Raw genomic sequence first — 18,259 nt, forward strand, 5'->3', positions numbered from 1 at the left:
CGGCCGGGCAGGCGCTACCGTCATTGACATGTCGATATCTGCCAGCGGCCGTACCGGCCCCACCGAGCCCATACCGACGTATGCCGGAGCCGCCGTGGCCCCGTCCGTCACCGACAGGCTGGTCAACGCCAATCAGGAGTACGCCGCCGCGTTCCAGGACCCGGGCATGGACGCCCAGCCGGTCCTGAAAGTCGCGGTCGTCGCCTGTATGGACGCCCGTATCGACCTGCACCGGGCGCTCGGTCTCGAATTGGGTGACTGCCACACCATCCGCAACGCCGGCGGTGTGGTCACCGACGACACCATCCGTTCACTCACCATCAGCCAGCGTGCCCTGGGCACCCGGTCGGTGGTACTGATCCATCACACCGGCTGCGGCCTGCAGAACATCACGGAGGATTTCCGTACGGAACTGGAGCGCGAAGTGGGACAGCGGCCGACCTGGGCGGTGGAGGCCTTCTCCGACGTCGACCAGGACGTCCGGCAGTCGATGGCCCGGGTCAGGACCTCACCGTTCCTCGCCCACACGGACGACGTGCGCGGATTTGTCTTCGACGTGCACACCGGTCTGCTGCGGGAAATCACGAACAAGTAACAGCCGCCGAGTGACGTGAACCGCTGTGTAAGGGAAGAATGCATCGTGCGGCACGTCTCGCCCTTAGCGGACGTTGCCCAATGCGGGGAGGGCCGGTCCAGGGATGACCGTGTCCCGAGGAACAGGCCGAGGAGTACCGGGTGACGACCATTGACCCACGAGCAAGCCTCAGCGATCTCACCACGACTGCGGATCGGGTGCGCCGCAGCGTGGAGAACGTGATCGAGGGCAAGCCGGAGGTCGTACGCATCGCGCTGACCGTCCTGCTCGCCGAGGGACATCTGCTGATCGAGGACGTGCCGGGCGTCGGCAAGACCATGCTCTCCAAGGCGCTGGCACGCTCCATCGACTGCTCGGTCCGGCGTATCCAGTTCACGCCGGACCTGCTGCCCTCGGACATCACCGGCGTGAGCGTCTTCGACCAGCAGCAGCGCGACTTCGAGTTCAAGCCGGGCGCGATCTTCGCGCAGATCGTGGTGGGCGACGAGATCAACCGTGCCTCCCCCAAGACCCAGTCCGCGCTCCTGGAGTCCATGGAGGAGCGCCAGGTCACGGTCGACGGCACCACCTATGAACTGCCCAGCCCCTTCATGGTGATCGCCACGCAGAACCCGGTGGAGATGGAGGGCACCTACCCGCTGCCCGAAGCCCAGCGGGACCGCTTCACTGCCCGGGTCTCGATCGGCTATCCGAGCCCGGAGGCCGAGTTGAAGATGCTGGAGATGCACGGCGGGGTCTCCCCGCTGGACGACCTGCAGCCGGTCGCGCACGCGCACGAGATCGTCAAACTCATCGAGGCGGTACGGCAGGTGTACGTCTCCGACCCGGTCCGCCGGTACGCGGTGACCCTGGTCGGCGCCACCCGCAGCCACGCGGATCTGCGGCTCGGCGCCTCACCGCGCGCGACCTTGCACCTGATCCGGGCGGCCCGGGCGTCCGCCGCGCTCGACGGCCGGGACTACGTCCTGCCCGACGACGTGCAGGGCCTGGCCTCCTCGGTGCTCGCGCACCGGCTGCTGCCCACCGCGCAGGCGCAGTTGAACCGGCGTACGCCGGAGCAGGTGGTGGCCGAGATCGTGCAGCGGGTGGCGGTGCCCGACCCGTCGTCCGGCAACTGGCCACAGCAGCCGGGCCGTCCGCCGCAGGCACCGGGCAGCCGGGGTCTGTGATGACCGCGCCGCAGCCTCCCGCTTCGCCGGCCGCCCCGGGGCGGGGCGGCGGTTTCCGTGCCGCGCTGGCCGGCCTCACCACCCGCGGCCGGTCGTTCGTGGCCGCGGGGGTGGCCGCAGCGATATGCAGTTACGTACTCGGCCAGTCCGACCTGCTGCGGGTCGGACTGCTGCTGGCCGCGCTCCCGCTGGTCTGCGTGGCCGTGCTCTACCGGACCCGCTACCGGGTCGCGGGCAGCCGCCGGCTGGCGCCGTCCCGGGTGCCCGCGATGTCCGAGGCCCGGGTGCACCTGCGGGTGGACAATGTCTCCCGCATCCCCACCGGACTGCTGATGCTCCAGGACCGGGTGCCGTACGTGCTCGGCCCGCGGCCCCGGTTCGTCCTGGACCGGGTGGAGCCGGGCGGCCACCGCGAGGTGTCCTACCGGGTCCGCTCCGACCTGCGCGGCCGCTACCCGCTCGGCCCGCTCCAGCTGCGGCTCTCCGACCCGTTCGGGATGTGCGAACTGACGCGCTCGTTCAGCCAGTTCGACACCCTGACCGTGGTGCCCAAGGTGGAACCGCTGCCGGCCGTCCGGCTCGCCGGCGAGTCGTCGGGGTACGGCGAGAGCCGCAACCGGGCGCTGGCGCTGGCCGGTGACGACGACGCCATCCCGCGCGGTTACCGGCACGGCGACGACCTGCGCCGGGTGCACTGGCGCTCCACCGCCAAGTACGGCGAGCTGATGGTGCGCCGCGAGGAGCAGCCGAACCGGGCCCGCTGCACCGTACTGCTGGACACCCGGGCGGTCGCCTACTACGGCTCGGGACCGGACTCGGCGTTCGAGTGGGCGGTCGCCGGGGCCGCCTCGGTCGCCACCCACATGCTGGAGCGCGGCTACGCGGTCCGGCTGCTCACCGACACCGGCAGCTGCGTACCGGGCCCGGACGGGGCGGCCGGCTTCACCGGTGACTCCAGCGACATGGCCGGCGTGCTGCTCGACACCCTCGCGGTGGTCGAGCACTCCGACGGCGAGGACCTGGCGGCGGCGTACGAGGTGCTCCGGTCGGGCAGCGAGGGACTGCTGGTGGCGTTCCTCGGCGACATGGACCTCAAAGACGCGGCCGGCGTCGGGCGGATGCGGCAGCGGGCGGGCGGGGCGATCGCCTTCGTCCTGGACAGCGACGCCTGGCTGGCCAGGGAGCCCGGGGTACGGACCGCCGGGCCGGCCGCCCCGGTGGCGGCGCAGGCGACGGCTCCGGTCACCGGGTCGCCACCGCCGCCGGCCGCGCCGGAGGAGCAGGACGGCACCCAGGCGGCGATCAGGCTGCTGCGCGAGACCGGCTGGACGGTCGTCGCGGTGGACGCCGGCGAGTCGCTGCCGGAGCTGTGGCAGCAGGCGGACCGGTACCGGTCCCGGGAGGAATCCCAGCAGCAGGAACGGCGCGAGGCGGGGGCACGGTCATGAGCGGGCAGGCACGGCTGACTCTGTGCGCGACGGCGGCCTCGATGATGGCCGCCTGTTCGCTGCTGCCGCTGGCCAGCCCGGTGGGCTGGATCTTCCGCGCACTGCTGTGCGTGTGCCTGCAGGCCGCGGTCGGCGCGGCCGGCCGCCGGGTGCCGCTGGCCCGGCCGCTGACCGTGCTGGCGCAGGCGCTGGTCTCGCTGCTGGTGCTGACCGTGATGTTCGCCACCCACCAGGCGCTGGGCGGCATCGTCCCCGGCCCGGCGGCGCTGCGGCAGCTCGGCACCCTGGTGACCGACGGGATGAACGACGTCAGCAACTTCGCCATCCCGGCGCCGGTCACTCCCGGTATCCGGATCCTGCTGGTCGGCGGGGTGCTGGTGGTGGCCCTCGCGGTCGACGCGACAGCCGTCACCTACAACAGCGCCGCCCCGGCCGGACTCCCGCTGCTGGCCCTGTACTCGGTGGCCGCCGGGCTCTCCGACGGCGGCACCCAGTGGCTGTACTTCCTGGTGGCGGCGGCCGGTTATCTGCTGCTGCTGCTCGCCGAGGGCCGCGACCGGCTCTCGCGCTGGGGACGCGTCTTCGGCGCCAGTCCGGCGCCGGGCGGCTGGGCCGGCGGTCCCGCGTCGGCCGGCCGGGCGCCGTCGGCGCCGGTCAGGACCGGGCGCCGGATCGGGGCGATGGCGCTGGGCATCGCGCTGATCGCCCCCGCCGTCCTGCCGTCTCTGGGCGACGGCCTGCTGGACACCACCGGGCACGGCTCGGGCACCGGGGGCGGCGGGGGCCGTGGCGGCAGCGCGGTGAACCTGGTGGCCGCGCTCCAGGACAACCTCAACCAGCCCGACGACCACGAAGTGCTGACGTACCGCACCAACGCCAGCGACGTCACCGGCATGTACCTGCGGATCGCGGCGCTGGACAAGTTCGACGGCGCCGAGTGGTCGCCGTCCGACCAGGACACCGAGACCATCCCCAACGTCCTGCCGCAGCCGCAGGGTCAGTCGGCGGAGGTGAAGTACAAGCCGGTGACCACGACGGTGAAGGCGGACGACAGTTACCGGCAGGAGCTGCTGCCGATGCCCTTCCCGGCGCTGAGCGTGCAGGCACCGGGCAACTGGAAGTTCCAGCCGGAGGGCCGGATGGTGATAGGGCGCGGCGGACAGACCGTGTCCGGCGAGCAGTACACCGTCACCAGCATGCAACTGCAGCCGACCGCGGCTCAGTTGGCGGCCGCGCCGCCGGCCACCGGGCGGATCGCCGCGCAGTACACCAAGGTGCCGGGTTCGCTGCCGCCGGTGGTCAAGCAGACCGCGCTGTCGGTCACCAAGTCGGCGGTCAACGACTACCAGCGGGCGCTGCTGCTCCAGCAGTACTTCACCTCCGGGCAGTTCGTCTACAACACCCAGGCGAAGGCCGGTACCGGGGTCGACGCCATAGCGCGCTTCCTGCAGACGAAGGAGGGCTTCTGTGTCCACTTCGCCTTCACCATGGCGGCGATGGCCCGCACGCTGAACATCCCGGCGCGGGTGGCGATCGGTTTCACCCCGGGCACGCAGGACGCGTCGGGTGAGATGTCGGTGGGGCTCAAGGACGCGCACGCGTGGCCCGAGCTGTACTTCGAGGGCATCGGGTGGACCCGGTTCGAGCCGACGCCGTACCGCGGCTCGGCGCCGTCGTACACCCAGGACGCCCCGACCACCCCCGGCAGTGACACGCCGGACACGGCGCCGCACGGCACCGAGAGCACCCCGACCACCGGGCCGACCACCGGCCCGAGCTGCGCCCCGGAGAACCGGGCGCCGACCGGTGCCTGCGCCGGGGTGGCGGCCGGCGGTGGCGGCGGCCCGCACGACGGCGGCAGCCATCTGCTGCGGAACTCGCTGATCGGAGGCGGGGCGCTCGTCTTCCTGCTGCTGCTTGCGGAGCCGCTGTTCTGGCGGACGCGGATGCGGGCGAGCCGGCTCGGCGGCCGGCAGACCATGGCGGACGGGGCCGCGCTGAAGGCGTGGCGCTCCGCGGTGGAGGAGTCCGGCGGCGGCCCGGGAGCGGCTGCGCGGCCACCGGGCGGGCGGCCACGGGCCGAGGGCCTGGCGCTGTCGGCGTGGCGCGAGGTGGTCGACAGCGCGTGGGACTACGGCATCCTGCCGGACGAGTCGGAGACACCGCGGAAGGCGGCGGCCCGGCTGATCAAGGAGGGCGGGCTGAACGAGGAGGCGGCGCGGGCGACGAGTGCGGTGGCGACCGCGGTCGAGCAGACGCTGTACGCCCCCGAGCCGCGGCCGGTGCCGGGGCTGGCGGCGGAGGTGCACCGGGTACGGGCGGGGTTGCGGGAATCGGCGAGCCGTGCGACGCGGCTGCGGGCGCTGCTGCTGCCCCGCTCGTCGGCCCGCCTCGTCTGGTCGCTGTCGGCGCGGTGGACGGCCGCCACGGACCGTCTCACGCTCGCGGGGCAGCGGGCCACGGCGCCGCTGCGCCGTGGCCTGCCGTCCCGGGGCTGACCTGGCGCGGGTGCCCTCGCGGGCGGCGGTGCCCCACCGCTGCCCACGGGGGCACCCCCGTGGGAAAGACGAAGGACCCGGCCCCTGGGGTGGGGTGCGGGTCCTTCGGGAAAGAAGAGGCGGTCGCGGGGCTACTGTCCCTGCTCGTCGCGGCGGCGCTGCCACCGCTCCTCGATGCGGTCCATGACCTTGCCGCGGCGCGGCGGATGCTGCTGGCGGCGGCCGAGCCTGCGGCCCGGCTGCGGCGTGGCGGGCGGCTGCTCACCGGGCCGGGTCGCACGACGCCACCCGGTCACCGCGAGCACCGCACAGATCAGCATCACCAGGAAGCCGACCACACTGATCCACGGCTGTTTCGCGATCATGCCGCCCATGAGCAGCCCGATCCCGGTCAGGAAGCCCGCCACCGCCAGATAGACCCGACGCCGGGTGTACGTGCGCAGCCCGTTTCCCTCGAGCGCCGACGCGAACTTGGGATCTTCGGCGTACAGCGCTCGCTCCATCTGCTCGAGCATGCGCTGCTCGTGCTCCGAGAGCGGCACGGAGACCTCCTACTCGTCGGTCGCGGGGAACGACCGTTCCGACCCTTTCAGGATAGGCAGGGAATCGCCCCCGTGAAACCCGCCCACCGCGCCAATCCGACGGGGCACTCATTCCCCGTCCGCCGGTACGTCATGCCAGCATACGGTCAGGAATACGGGCCGTGGGCGGCGTGTGACGGACTCCCCTGCCGGCGCCGGGGCGGACCGTGGCGTCAGCCGCGCTCGGCCAGCACGTGGAGCTGGGTCGCCACCGAGTGGAATCCCGGCTCCTCGGCCGCCGCCAGCTCCAGCCGGAGCAGCGCGTCCAGCGCGCCCGGCTCGGTGTCCACCAGCACCCCGGGCACCAGATCGGCGAAGACCCGTACGCCGTGGACGGAGACCGTGCGCAGCGCCGCCTCGCCGACCAGCCGGGTCAGCTCGTCCGCGGAGAAGCGGCGGGGCAGCGGGTCGCCCTCGCCCCATCGGCCGTCCTGGTCGCCCAGGGCGTGCTGGGCCTCCGCGAAGTGCCCGGCCAGGGCGCGGGCCAGTACGGCGCCGCCGCGGCCCGCAGCGAGCAGGCTGAGGGCGCCGGCCTCGCGGAGCGCGCCGGCCACGTTCCGCAGCGCTTCGACCGGGTCGTCCACGTACTCCAGGACGCCGTGGCAGAGCACCATGTCGTAGCTGCCGGGCTCGACGACCTCCAGCAGGCCGTGGGTGTCGCCCTGCACGCCCCGCACCCGGTCGGTGACGCCGGCCTCGGCGGCCCGGCGCTCCAGGCCGAAGAGCGCGTCGGGGCTGGGGTCCACGACGGTGACCCGGTGGCCGAGCCGGGCGACGGGCACCGCGAAGTTGCCGGTGCCGCCGCCGGTGTCCAGGACGTCCAGCACCTCCCGGTCGGCGGCCTTGGCCCGCCGCTGGAGCACCTCCCGCAGGACTTCCCACACCACGGCGGTACGCAGGCTGGCACGGGGGCCCAAGGGGTCCACCCCTCCTCGACGGGACATGGCGGGCGGTTCTCCTCGCGGACGGCTGGTCACATCTGATGCGTCGGACGTGCCAACTCTAATGGGGCGAACCGGCCTGGGGCGGCGGCCGGAGCAGCAGCATCCGCTCGACCAGGCGCAGGAACATCGACGCGTCGCGGACCAGATCGTCGGCGTCCCGGGCGGTGGCGGCGCCGGCTATGCCCGCCTCGGCCCGGGCCCTGCGGGCCGCGCCGGCCGCGAACAGGGCGGCCCACTCGGCGAGTTCGGGGGCGATCTCGGGCAGCACCTCCCAGGCGCTGCGGATCCGGCGGCGTTTGCGCGGGGTCTCCTCCGGCCGGCCGCGGACCGCGAGCACCGCGGCGGCGGTGCGCAGCGCGGCGAGGTGGGCGGTGGCGTAGCGCTCGTGCGGAGGCTCCAGGACGACGGCCTCCTGGAGGCCGGTGTGCGCCTGGGTGAGCAGGTCGAGAGCGGCGGGCGACGCGGCGACGCGGCGCAGTACGGGATGGATGTCGCTGAGCGGGGCTGCCATGACGAACCTCCTTGTCTCCGTTCTGCCCCAATAGTGCCGGTCGGCACTGACAATCACCCCTGACCTGCGTAAATGCCCGCCGGCTGCCCCTTCGCCCGCCCGACTGCCGTGGCGTTGGGGCAACTTGCCCCGGGAACGTGCCGCCCGGGCAGGCAGAATCAGGGCCATGACCACCGCACGACGTCAGGCCACCCGGCAGAGGCTGTACGACGCCGCCGTCACGCTCATCGCCGAGAAGGGCTTCTCCGCCACCACGGTCGACGAGATCGCCGAACGGGCCGGGGTCGCCAAGGGGACCGTCTACTACAACTTCGCCAGCAAGAACGACCTGTTCGAGGAGTTGCTGAGACACGGCGTGGGGCTGCTCACCACGTCGCTGAGCCGGGCCGCGGACGACGTGACCGGGCACGGCGGCTCCCGGGTGGAGGCGCTGGACGCGATGATCCGGGCCGGGCTGGTCTTCATCGTCCGCTACCCGTCCTTCACCCAGCTCTACGTCGCCGAGCTGTGGCGGACCAACCGCACCTGGCAGGACACCTTGATGGGAGTGCGCCAGGAGGCCGTGGCGGTGGTGGAGAAGGTGCTGGGCGAGGCGGTCGCGGCGGGCGAGCTGAGCCGGGAGACGGACGTGCCGCTGACCGCGTCCGCGCTCTTCGGGATGGTGCTGGTGGCCGCGCTCGACTGGCAGGCGTTCCAGCCGGAGCGGAGCATCGACGAGGTGCACGCGGCGCTCTCCCGGTTGGTCCAGGGCAGGACAGGAGCGGCCGGAGCCGGGGCCGCGACCTGCCCCTGAGCGCCTTCCGCCGCCCCGGACGGCCCCCGTCACGTCCGGTCCCGGCGGCACCGCCGCCCCGTGTCGGCGGTGCTGCGCCGGGCCCGTTCGCGTGGCCCCCATGGTTCCGTTCCGGCGGCACCGGACCATCCGTGCCGGTACTCAGACGGGTACTCAGATGTACGTACTCAGCACCAGGTCCGTAACAGGCCGCCGCCGCCCGCTCACCGGCGGCTAAAGTCCCGGCCATGCCGGTACTGCCACTCGTCTTCACCAGCGGCTGGGCCAGCGGCATCAACTCCTATGCCGTGGTCCTGCTGCTCGGGATCATGGGCGCCACCGGGGTGACCGGGGAGGTGCCGCAGTCGCTGCAGCGCCCCGATGTGCTGGCGGTCGCGGCGCTGCTGTTCCTGTGCGACACGGTCGCCGACAAGATCCCCTACGTCGACACCGCGTGGGACACCGTGCACACGGTGATCCGGCCGGTGTCCGGCGGCGTGGTGGCGGCGCTGCTGGCCGGTCAGAGCGGTTCGCTGCCGCAGCTGGCGGCGGGCGCGGTGGGCGGTTCGACGGCGCTGGCCAGTCATCTGGTGAAGGCCGGGACGCGGATGGCGGTCAACACCTCGCCGGAGCCGTTCAGCAACATCGTGCTCAGCCTCGCCGAGGACCTGGGTGTCTCCGGGATCGTGGTCTTCGCGCTCTTCCACCCGGTGCCGGCCGCGATCGTCGCGGGTGTTTTGCTGGTCTGCGGGCTGACGACGGTGGCCTTCCTGTTCTCCCGGATCCGCCGGTTCCTGCGCCGCCGCCGGGAACGGCGGGCGGGGCGCGGACAGGGCACCCCGGCGCCCACCTGAGGACTCCCGCGCCGCTAGAGTCCCGTGCCATGGCACGGATTGCGGTGATCGGCGCGGGTATGGGTTCGCTGGCGGCGGCGGCCCGGCTGGCCACCGGCGGCCACCAGGTGGTGGTGCACGAGCGGGCGGCCACGTACGGCGGCGGGGTCGGGCGGCTGAGCGAGGGCGGCTTCGGCTTCGACACCGGCCCGGGGCTCCTGCTGCTGCCTGCCGTCTACCGGGATCTGTTCGTGAAGACCGGCCGGGAGAGCCTGGAGGACACCGTCGCTCTGACGCAGGTCCGTCCGGCGAGCCGCCATCTCTTCGCCGACGGCACCGATGTGTCGCTGCCGAACGCCTCCCGTTCCGGGGTGATCGAGGCCCTGGACGCGGCCTTCGGCCGGGGCAGCGGCGAGCGCTGGAGCGAACTGCTGGTCAGGGCCCGGGAGGCGTGGGAGGTCACCCGCCGCCCGCTGCTGGAGGAGGCGCTCACCGAGCCGGCGGCGCTGGCCCGCGACCCGTATCCGGCGCTCGCCCGGCGCGGCCTGTTCCGGCGCGGCGCCCCGGCACTGGCCCGGGTGGCCGCCGCCGAACTGGGCGACCCGCGGCTGGCCGCGCTGCTGGAGAGCCACGCTCTGGCTCACGGCCTCGATCCGCGTACGGCACCGGGGGCCACCGCCGTACTGCCGTATCTGGAGGCGACGTTCGGGGTCTGGTACGTCCGCGGCGGGATGCGGGCGCTGGCCGACGCGGTGTACCGGCGGTGCCTCGCCCGGAAGGTGGAGTTCCGGTTCGGCGCGGCGGTGACCGGGCTGCTGGAGAAGGACGGCCGGGCGGCGGGGGTCGAACTGGCCGACGGCAGCCGCTCGGAGGCGGATCTGGTGGTCGCGGGGGCGCCGCTGCCCGCGCTGGACGGCGAGCGGGTGCTGCCGCCGGGCGCGGCCGGGCAGGATCTCGGGCCGGCCGGCGAACCCGGCCGGTTCAGCGTCCACTTGGCGCTGCGCGGCGCCCGCCCGGCCGGCACCGCGCACCGTACGGTCGTCCACCCGGCTGACCGGGACGCGGAACTGGGGTGGGTCTTCGGCGGCCGGGGCGGCCAGGCCGGCCCGCTGCCGGCTCCCGCTGCGGTCACCGTGACCGTGCTGCGGCCCGACGACCCGGAGCTGCGGCCGGACGAGGAGCACGAGGCCGTCACGCTGACGGCGACCGTGCCCCGGCAGGGAGCGGTGGACTGGACCGCCACCGGGACCGCGGAGGACTTCGCCGGGCGGCTGGTCACGGCCGCCGGGGCGGCCGTACCGGGTCTGCGGGAGCGGGAGTTGTGGCGCAGGGTCCGCACGCCGGCCGACACCGGGCGGGAGACGGGCGCGCCGGGCGGCTCGGTCCCTGCGCCCGCGCTGGCCGGGGCCGGGGGCGCGCTGCTGAGGCCCGCCAACCGCTCGGCCGTCCCCGGCCTGTACTTCGTCGGCGGCTGGGCCCATCCGGGCGGCGGCCTGCCGCACGCGGGCATGTCCGGGGCGATCGTGGCCGACCTGATCGCGGGCGGTCCTGGCGGCAGCCGCTGAGCCGGTGGCGCCGCGCCGGCTCGGTCCGCCGCCGAACGCAACTCCGGGCCCGCCGCGGAACCCAGCACGGAACCCACCGCGGAACCCGCTGCGAAGATCGTTAATCGACCGCCTGCCCGGATTCAACCGATCGGGCGGAAAAGCCCTTTGCGCCCTGACACGTTCCCCGGGCCGCGACCTAGCGTGTTCGTCGGCTGATGATCGCCGAGCGGAAGGCCCTCGCACATGCCGCAGCCCTTTGAACTGCCCCGGTTCTACGTGCCGTACCCGGCACGGCTCAACCCCCACCTGGAAGGGGCCCGCGAGCACACCAAAGCCTGGGCCCGCGCCATGACGATGATCGAGGGTTCCGGTATCTGGGACGAGTCGGACTTCGACTCGCACGACTACGCGCTGCTGTGCGCCTACACCCACCCGGACGCCTCAGGTCCGGAACTCGACCTGGTCACCGACTGGTATGTCTGGGTCTTCTTCTTCGACGACCACTTCCTCGACATCTTCAAGCGCACTCAGGACATGACGGGTGCCAAGGCGTATCTGGACCGGCTGACCGCCTTCATGCCGGTGGATCCAGGCCGCCCCGTACCCGAACCGACAAATCAGGTGGAGGCGGGCCTGGCCGACCTGTGGGCGCGTACCGTGCCGGCCATGTCGGAGGGCTGGCGGCGCCGCTTCCACGAGAGCACCCACCACCTGCTGGAGGAGTCCCTCTGGGAGCTGGACAACATCAGCGCCGGCCGGGTCTCCAACCCCATCGAGTACATCGAGATGCGCCGCAAGGTGGGCGGCGCGCCCTGGTCCGCCAATCTGATCGAGCACGCGGCGGGCGCCGAGGTCCCCGACGTGATCGCGGCCAGCCGGCCGATGCGGGTGCTGCGCGACACCTTCTCCGACGGCGTGCACCTGCGCAACGACCTGTTCTCGTACCAGCGGGAAACCGAGGAGGAGGGCGAACTCGCCAACGCCGTACTGGTGCTGGAGCGCTTCCTCGGCCTGAGCCCCCAGGAGGCCGCCGAGCGGGTCAACGACCTGCTCACCTCACGGCTCCAGCAGTTCGAGCACACCGCGTTCAGCGAAGTGGAGCCGCTCTTCGACCAGTACGGGCTCGGGCCGCAGGAGCGGGCGGACGTCTTCGCCTACGTCAAGGGGCTCCAGGACTGGCAGTCCGGCGGCCACGAGTGGCACCTGCGCTCCAGCCGGTACATGAACGGCGCGCACGACAAGGGCGCTCCCGCGGTGCTCGCCGGTCCCACCGGGCTCGGCACCTCCGCCGCGCAGATCCTCTCCTCGCTGGCCGCCACGATGCCGCAGCGGGTGCGCTCCTTCACCCATCTCCCGCACCAGCGGGTCGGCTGGGTACGGCGGCCCGAGATCCCGATGCCGTTCCCGACCACCCTCAGCCCGCATCTGGACGCTTCCCGCAAGCACAACCTGGAGTGGGCGCGACGGATGGGCATGCTCGATCCCGAGCCCGGTTTCCCGGTGCCCGGCGGGCTGTGGAACGAGCAGAAGCTCACCGGCTACGACTTCGCGCTCTGCGCGGCCGGCATCCACCCGGACGCGGAACCGGACGGCCTCGACCTGACCACGGACTGGCTGACCTGGGGCACTTATGGTGACGACTACTACCCGGTCGTCTTCGGCCGCGGCGCCGACGCGTCGGCGGGCCGGATCGCCACCGAACGCTTCAAGCTCTTCATGCCGCTGGACGCGGACGCCGGTTCGATGCCGCCGCCGCTGACCGTACTGGAGCGCTCGCTGGGCGACCTGTGGCGCCGCACCGCGGGCCCGATGACCCCCGGGGCACGGCGCAGGTTCCGCACGTCGATCGAGGACATGTGCGAGAGCTGGCTGTGGGAGGTGGCCAACCAGAGGCAGAACCGGGTGCCCGACCCGGTGGACTACATCGAGATGCGCCGGATGACCTTCGGGTCCGACCTGACGATGAGTCTGTCCCGGATCGGCCACGGCAGCGCACTGCCCGAGGAGATCTACCGCTCCCGCCCGGTCCAGGCGATGGAGGCCGCCGCCGCCGATTTCGCCTGCCTGCTCAACGACGTGTTCTCGTACCAGAAGGAGATCGAGTTCGAGGGCGAGATCCACAACGCGGTGCTGGTGGTCCAGAACTTCCTGGACTGCGGGCCGCAGGAGGCCATGGACGTGGTCGGGGATCTGATGGCCGCCAGGATGCAGGAGTTCCAGCACATCACCGAGACCCAACTGCCCGCGCTCTTCGACGAGTTCGACCTGGACCCGGCGGCCCGTACGGTACTCGCCGGCTACGCGGGGGAACTGCGCGACTGGCTCTCGGGCATCCTCACCTGGCACGAGGGCTGCGACCGCTACAAGGAGCAGACCCTGCTGCGCGACTTCCCGCACGTGGCGGCGGCGGTGTCCCCCGGGCCGGCCGGCGCTCCGGCGCCCTGGACCGCGCCGGGCGGCCTTGGCACCTTCGCCGCCCGGCTGCCGTCCCTGCTGGCGGCCGGCCGGTGAACCGGGTGCGAACGGGGGCGCCGGCGGGTCAGTAGCGGTACGGGTCGTACGGGTCGGTGTACTCGTACGGCTCGGACGGCTCGGCGGTGTACTGCGGCTGGTGCTGCTGGTCGTACGGCGACTGCTGCTGCTGGTGCGGGATGTAGGGCTGCGCCTGCGGGTCGTAGCCGTACCCCTGCCCCTGGCCGGCGTACGGGTCGGCGGGCGGCTGCTGGCCCTGGTACGGCGCCTCCGCGTGCTGCGGGTGCTGCTGCGGCGTCCAGTCCCCGGTTCCGGCGGCCTGGGCGCCGTAGGTGTCGTACCCCGCGTAGCCGCCGGTGCCGTAAGCGTCGTATCCGCCGCCCCCGTTGGTCCCGTTGCCGCCATTGCCCCCGTTGGTCCCGTTGTAGGAGGCCGCCGCGGGCTGCTGCTCCTGGTAGCCGGCCTGCTCGAAACCGTAGGCCTGGCCGCTGCCCCAGCCGGTCTGCTGCGGGTCGTAGCCGTAGGCGCCGTCGTAACCGGCCGCCGCCGGGTGCGGCTCACCGTTCCAGCTCTCGTAGCCCTGAGCGCCGTAGCCCTCGTAGCCGCCGCTGGTGTACGGGTCCGGCGTGTACGAGGACTGGCCGTCGTAGAGCGGGTATTCGCCGCTGTCGTCGTGCATCGGCACCGGCTGGAAGACCGAGGTCTCGCCGTCGTCGCCGAACTCGTCCTGGCCGGCGAGCACATCGGCGTCCGCGCCCCGGGCCGGCGCCGCGCCTTCGTACCCGTCAGGTTCGACCGGGGTGACTTCGAGGACCGGCTCGGCCGGCCGTCCCGCGCCCCTGCGCCGGCGGCTGGAGCCGGGCCGGCCGCCCAGCGCCCAGCCGGTGGAGAATCCCCGCTTGTAGGAGAGCGTGACGAAGGCCTGTCCGGCGCCGAACGCGAGCGCGCCCAGCACGATCAGGACCACCTGACGCGTCGCCACGCCGGCCACCACACCCATGAACCCCGCGAAGGCGAGCAGCCGCCAGCGCAGCCGGGCCTTGTACTGCAGCAGGACCTCGCCGAGCAGCCACAGCGCGACGATGCCAAACGCGATGTAGAGCACCGAGTAGCCCATGTGCCCACTTCCTCACCTAGGGGGTGTCACGCCGCCCGCTGGTGCAGCCCGAGGTTCTCGTAGATCTCCAGCGAGGCGGTGGAGTGGTTAAGAGTAATGAAGTGGAGCCCCGGAATGTCCTCGGCCATCAGACGCCGGCACATCTCGGTGGTGAACTCGATGCCGATCGCCCGGACCGCGGCCGGGTCGTCCTGCACCGCCAGGATGCGCCGGGCCAGGTCGGGCGGGAAAGGAGCGTTGCCGAGCTGGGCGAAACGTTCGATCTGCCGGACGTTGGTGACCGGCATCACTTCGGGAATGATAGGGACGGTGCAGCCCGCCGCGTCCACCCGGTCCCGCAGCCGCAGGTAGTCGTCGGCGTCGAAGAACATCTGGGTGATCGCGAAGTCGGCGCCGGCCCGGCACTTGTCGATGAAGTGGCGGGTGTCCTCGGCCGGGTCGGTGGAGCGCGGGTGCATCTCGGTGAAGGCGGCCACGCCCACACAGAAATCGCCCGACTCCTTGATCAGCCGGACCAGGTCGGCGGCGTAGTGGAGACCCTGGGGATGCGCCACCCACTCGGCCAGCGGGTCACCGGGCGGGTCGCCCCGCACCGCGAGGATGTTGCGGATCCCGGCGTCGGCGTACTGCCCGATGATGTTGCGCAGCTCGGCGACGGAGTGATTCACCGCGGTGAGGTGGGCACAGGGGGTGAGCGTGGTGTCCGAGACGATCCGGTCGGTGGCGCGGATGGTGCCGTCGCGGGAGGAGCCGCCGGCTCCGTAGGTGACCGAGACGAAGGTGGGGCCCACCGCCTCGATCCGGCGGATCGCGTTCCACAGCGTCCGCTCGCCCTTCGCGGTCCTGGGCGCGGCGAACTCGAACGAGTACGAGCGCTCGCCGCGGGCGAGGAGCTCGCGGATCGTGAGGGCTCGGTTGGTGCGGGTGGAGGGTGTGCCCATGGCCATGCATGCAGGCTAGCCCGGTCTGGCGACCGTGCGTGACCTCACCGGACGTTATGCCCGCCTCCATACGTTTTTACGTTCCCCCCGGAAGTACCCGCCCCCTCGGAAGTACCTCCGCCCCGCCTCCCGCGGGGTGCCCTTGCGGGCGGGCGGCACCTCGTTTTTCAGGGGCGCTGGGGGTACCCCCGGACGAAGTCTGGGGGAGGAACTGCGCGAACGGCCACGACGGGGCCGCACCCCGTCACCGGCCCAAAGGGGCTGTTGCTGTCGTGTCCGGACCACCGGCCGGTGGGTGGTTGCTCGCGCAGTTCCCCGCGCCCCTTTGGGGCGCGGGTCCGCGGGCCCGGAGGGACTGGGTGCCCCTGGCGGGGCACGGGTTACAGGGCCCGGAGGGTCTTGGTGAAGGCAGCGGCGGCGGACGCGGGGTCCGGGGCCTGGGTGATCGCACGGACGACCACCACACGCCGGGCCCCCGCGTCCAGCACCTCGTGGAGGTTGGACAGACCGATCCCGCCGATCGCGAACCACGGCCGCTCCGTACCGAGCCCCGCGGCGTACCGCACGAGGCCGAGGCCGGGCGCCGGCCGCCCCGGCTTGGTGGGGGTGGGCCAGACCGGCCCGGTGCAGAAATAGTCCGCGCCTGGCTCCCCGCAGGCCGCCGCCACCTCCGCCTCCGCGTGGCAGGACCGCCCGATCAGTACGTCGTCGCCGAGCAGGGCACGCGCCGCCGGGACCGGGAGGTCGCCCTGTCCGAGGTGGAGTACGTCCGCCCCGGCCGCGTGCGCCACATCGGCGCGGTCGTTGACCGCGAGGAGCTTGCCGTGCCGGCGGCAGGCCGCCGCGAGCACGGCGAGCGCGGCCAGCTCCTCGCGGGCCTCGATGCCCTTGTCGCGGAGCTGGATGATGTCCACCCCGCCGCCGAGCGCGGCGTCCGCGAACTCCGCGAGGTCGCCGCGCGCGGTGCGGGCGTCGGTGCAGAGGTAGAGGCGGGCGTCGGCGAGCTGCCGGTGGGCTGCGGTGGTCATCTGGCTCCCCCGTGAGCGCCCCGGCGGGCTCAGGGTCCCCCGGGGCGCGGTTCGCGGCTACACGGCGAGCGCCTGGGCCCGGCGCTTCACCTCGGTCCCCCGATTCTCCCGCAGCGCCTGTGCGGGGGTGCCGGGCAGGGTCGGGTCGGGCGTGAAGAGCCACTCCAGGGCCTCTTCGTCCGAGAACCCGTCGTCCTTGAGGACGGTCAGGGTGCCGGACAGGCCCTTGATGATCTTCCCCTCACCGAGGAAGTCGCTGGGCACCATCAGCACCTTGTTCTCACCCCGCCGGACCGCGATCAGCTGACCCTCCTTGATCAGCGGCCGGATCCGGGTCACTTCGAGACCGAGACGCTCGGCGACCTCCGGCAGCGTGAGCCAGGAAGGGACGAGAGCGTCAATGTGTGCGTCAACCGACGAGAAAACAGTCACAGGACAAGCGTGCCACCTGCCGCCGACAACCGCTGCGGCACGCCGCCGACCGGGCTACGCGCCCCGCGCTCATCTGACCACGGACTTGAGCGGCACCCCCGGGTCGGCGGCGAGCTCCGGGTCCACCACGGCGGACTTCGCGATCAGCTTCCTGGCCTGCGCCATGTCCCGCGGCCTGCCCACCGCGAGCAGCGCCACCAGCCGCCCGTCCCGCAGCCAGAGCACCGACCACGCCGGGTCCGCCGGGTCGCCGCGCGGCAGCATCGTGTCGGCCTCGCTGTGGTGGCCCGCGTACTGCACGAACCGGCCGAACTGCTCGGACCAGAAGTACGGCACCGGGTCGTACCGCGCGTCCCCGCCCATCAGGTTGGCGGCGGCGGTCCGCGGGCCCTGCACCGCGTTGTCCCAGTGGTGGATGAGCAGCCGCCGGCCGTAGCGGGCGGACGGGAAGGACGCGCAGTCCCCGACCGCGTAGACGTCCTCGGCGGTGGTACGCAGCCGGTCGTCGGCGAGCACCGCGCCGTGGGGGTCGAGGGCGACGGCCGAGTCGCCGAGCCAGCCGTTGGCGGCGCGGGCGCCGATGCCGACCACGACGGCCGCGGCGGACAGCCGGCTGCCGTCGGAGAGCACCACGGCGCCCGGTTCGACGGCGGCGACCGCGGTGCCGGTGCGCAGTTCCACCCCGGCCTCGTCGTACCAGCCGCGCATGTGGTCGGTGACGGACGCGGGCAGTACGCCGGCCAGCGGGCGGTCGGCGGCCTCCACCACGGTCACCGGGCAGCCGGCCTGGCGGGCCGCGGTGGCGAACTCGGCGCCGATCCAGCCGGCCCCCACCACGACGACGCGCTGCCGCGCCAGCAGGACGGGGCGCAGGGCGGCGGCGTCGTCGAGCGTACGGAGCGGGAAGACGCCGGGGAGGCCGGCCGTGCCGGGCAGGCCGACGGCGTAGGCGCCGGTGGCGAGCACGAGGTGGTCGTACGGCACGGTGCCGGCGCCGGTGACGACCTGCTTGGTCTCGGCGTGCAGCGCCTCGGCCCTTACGCCGAGGCGCAGTTCGACGTCCAGGGCGGCGAAGTCGACGTCGAAGCGGACGTCGACGGGGGCTTCCGCGTCGCCCAGCAGGACCGCCTTCGACAGCGGCGGGCGGTCGTACGGAGGGTGCCGCTCGTCGCCGAGCAGCGTGATGCCGCCTCGCCAGCCCTGCCCCCTCAGTTCCACCGCGGTCTGCACTCCGGCCATCCCGGCCCCGACGATCACCACGTTCCGCTCCACGGGGGTTACCGTAGCCCGCGGTGCCCCGCGCGGGCGGCTGCCGGTACCCGTGCCCCGCCGCCCGGAGCTGTTCCCGCCGTCCCACCCGCTCCCCGGCTC

16 protein-coding genes are annotated in these 18,259 nt (G+C 73.1%); 8 read left to right on the forward strand and 8 right to left on the reverse strand.

Going from position 1 to position 18,259, the window contains the following annotated elements; translation table 11 throughout:
- Window positions 1–28 precede the first annotated feature (28 nt).
- The 4 genes from OG552_RS08480 (at window position 29) to OG552_RS08495 (ending at window position 5,710) form a co-directional block, all read left to right on the forward strand.
- A complete protein-coding gene (locus OG552_RS08480) occupies window positions 29–595 on the forward strand; it encodes a beta-class carbonic anhydrase (protein ID WP_329130852.1) in 567 nt (188 codons plus the stop codon).
- 140 nt (window positions 596–735) lie between these two features.
- Window positions 736–1,764 carry an AAA family ATPase gene (locus OG552_RS08485; RefSeq protein WP_329130854.1) on the forward strand — a complete coding sequence of 343 codons (1,029 nt, stop codon included), beginning with the start codon at window positions 736–738 and terminating at the stop codon, window positions 1,762–1,764.
- On the forward strand, window positions 1,764–3,212 hold the full coding sequence (locus tag OG552_RS08490) for a DUF58 domain-containing protein (protein WP_329130856.1): 1,449 nt from the start codon (window positions 1,764–1,766) through the stop codon (window positions 3,210–3,212). The genes OG552_RS08485 and OG552_RS08490 overlap by 1 nt, the downstream gene beginning before the upstream one ends.
- Window positions 3,209–5,710, forward strand: a complete 2,502-nt coding sequence (locus tag OG552_RS08495) for a transglutaminase TgpA family protein (protein ID WP_329130858.1) — start codon at window positions 3,209–3,211, stop codon at window positions 5,708–5,710. The genes OG552_RS08490 and OG552_RS08495 overlap by 4 nt, the downstream gene beginning before the upstream one ends.
- 131 nt (window positions 5,711–5,841) lie before the next feature.
- Here the strand turns inward: OG552_RS08495 and OG552_RS08500 are convergent, their stop codons facing one another.
- The 3 genes from OG552_RS08500 to OG552_RS08510 form a co-directional block, all read right to left on the reverse strand.
- A complete protein-coding gene (locus OG552_RS08500) occupies window positions 5,842–6,252 on the reverse strand; it encodes a DUF3040 domain-containing protein (protein WP_329130860.1) in 411 nt (136 codons plus the stop codon).
- Window positions 6,253–6,464: 212 nt separating this feature from the next.
- Window positions 6,465–7,235 (reverse strand): methyltransferase, encoded by a 771-nt coding sequence (locus OG552_RS08505; protein ID WP_329130862.1) that lies wholly within the window; start codon window positions 7,233–7,235, stop codon window positions 6,465–6,467.
- Window positions 7,236–7,293: 58 nt separating this feature from the next.
- Window positions 7,294–7,746: an SAV_6107 family HEPN domain-containing protein gene (locus OG552_RS08510; protein WP_329130864.1), complete on the reverse strand. Its 453-nt coding sequence runs from the start codon at window positions 7,744–7,746 to the stop codon at window positions 7,294–7,296.
- 166 nt (window positions 7,747–7,912) lie between these two features.
- Between OG552_RS08510 and OG552_RS08515 the strand changes: the two genes are divergently transcribed.
- The 4 genes from OG552_RS08515 to OG552_RS08530 all read left to right on the forward strand — a co-directional run bounded on the left by OG552_RS08515 (window position 7,913) and on the right by OG552_RS08530 (window position 13,409).
- Window positions 7,913–8,539 carry a TetR/AcrR family transcriptional regulator gene (locus OG552_RS08515; RefSeq protein WP_329130866.1) on the forward strand — a complete coding sequence of 209 codons (627 nt, stop codon included), beginning with the start codon at window positions 7,913–7,915 and terminating at the stop codon, window positions 8,537–8,539.
- Window positions 8,540–8,766: 227 nt separating this feature from the next.
- A complete protein-coding gene (locus tag OG552_RS08520; RefSeq protein WP_329130868.1) occupies window positions 8,767–9,372 on the forward strand; it encodes a DUF4126 domain-containing protein in 606 nt (201 codons plus the stop codon).
- 29 nt (window positions 9,373–9,401) lie between these two features.
- On the forward strand, window positions 9,402–10,916 hold the full coding sequence (locus OG552_RS08525; RefSeq protein ID WP_329130871.1) for a phytoene desaturase family protein: 1,515 nt from the start codon (window positions 9,402–9,404) through the stop codon (window positions 10,914–10,916).
- Window positions 10,917–11,141: 225 nt separating this feature from the next.
- The gene (locus tag OG552_RS08530; protein WP_329130873.1) at window positions 11,142–13,409 is read left to right on the forward strand and encodes a terpene synthase family protein; all 2,268 of its coding nucleotides are present in this window, start codon (window positions 11,142–11,144) and stop codon (window positions 13,407–13,409) included.
- Between the two features lie 28 nt (window positions 13,410–13,437).
- Here the strand turns inward: OG552_RS08530 and OG552_RS08535 are convergent, their stop codons facing one another.
- From OG552_RS08535 to OG552_RS08555, 5 genes are all read right to left on the reverse strand, one after another.
- Window positions 13,438–14,487, reverse strand: coding sequence for a hypothetical protein (locus tag OG552_RS08535; RefSeq protein ID WP_329130875.1), 1,050 nt, complete (start codon window positions 14,485–14,487; stop codon window positions 13,438–13,440).
- Between the two features lie 26 nt (window positions 14,488–14,513).
- Window positions 14,514–15,434 (reverse strand): methylenetetrahydrofolate reductase [NAD(P)H], encoded by a 921-nt coding sequence (metF, locus tag OG552_RS08540; protein ID WP_329130877.1) that lies wholly within the window; start codon window positions 15,432–15,434, stop codon window positions 14,514–14,516.
- Between the two features lie 374 nt (window positions 15,435–15,808).
- The gene (gene thiE / locus OG552_RS08545) at window positions 15,809–16,456 is read right to left on the reverse strand and encodes a thiamine phosphate synthase (RefSeq protein WP_329130879.1); all 648 of its coding nucleotides are present in this window, start codon (window positions 16,454–16,456) and stop codon (window positions 15,809–15,811) included.
- A gap of 57 nt (window positions 16,457–16,513) precedes the next feature.
- Complete coding sequence (locus tag OG552_RS08550; protein ID WP_329130881.1) at window positions 16,514–16,888, reverse strand: Rv2175c family DNA-binding protein; 375 nt, start codon at window positions 16,886–16,888, stop codon at window positions 16,514–16,516.
- A 69-nt stretch (window positions 16,889–16,957) separates the two neighbouring features.
- Complete coding sequence (locus OG552_RS08555) at window positions 16,958–18,127, reverse strand: NAD(P)/FAD-dependent oxidoreductase (RefSeq protein ID WP_443071149.1); 1,170 nt, start codon at window positions 18,125–18,127, stop codon at window positions 16,958–16,960.
- Window positions 18,128–18,259 lie beyond the last annotated feature (132 nt).

The sequence above is a fragment of the Streptomyces sp. NBC_01476 genome (assembly GCF_036227265.1).
In the GTDB taxonomy this organism is placed as follows: Bacteria; Actinomycetota; Actinomycetes; order Streptomycetales; family Streptomycetaceae; genus Actinacidiphila.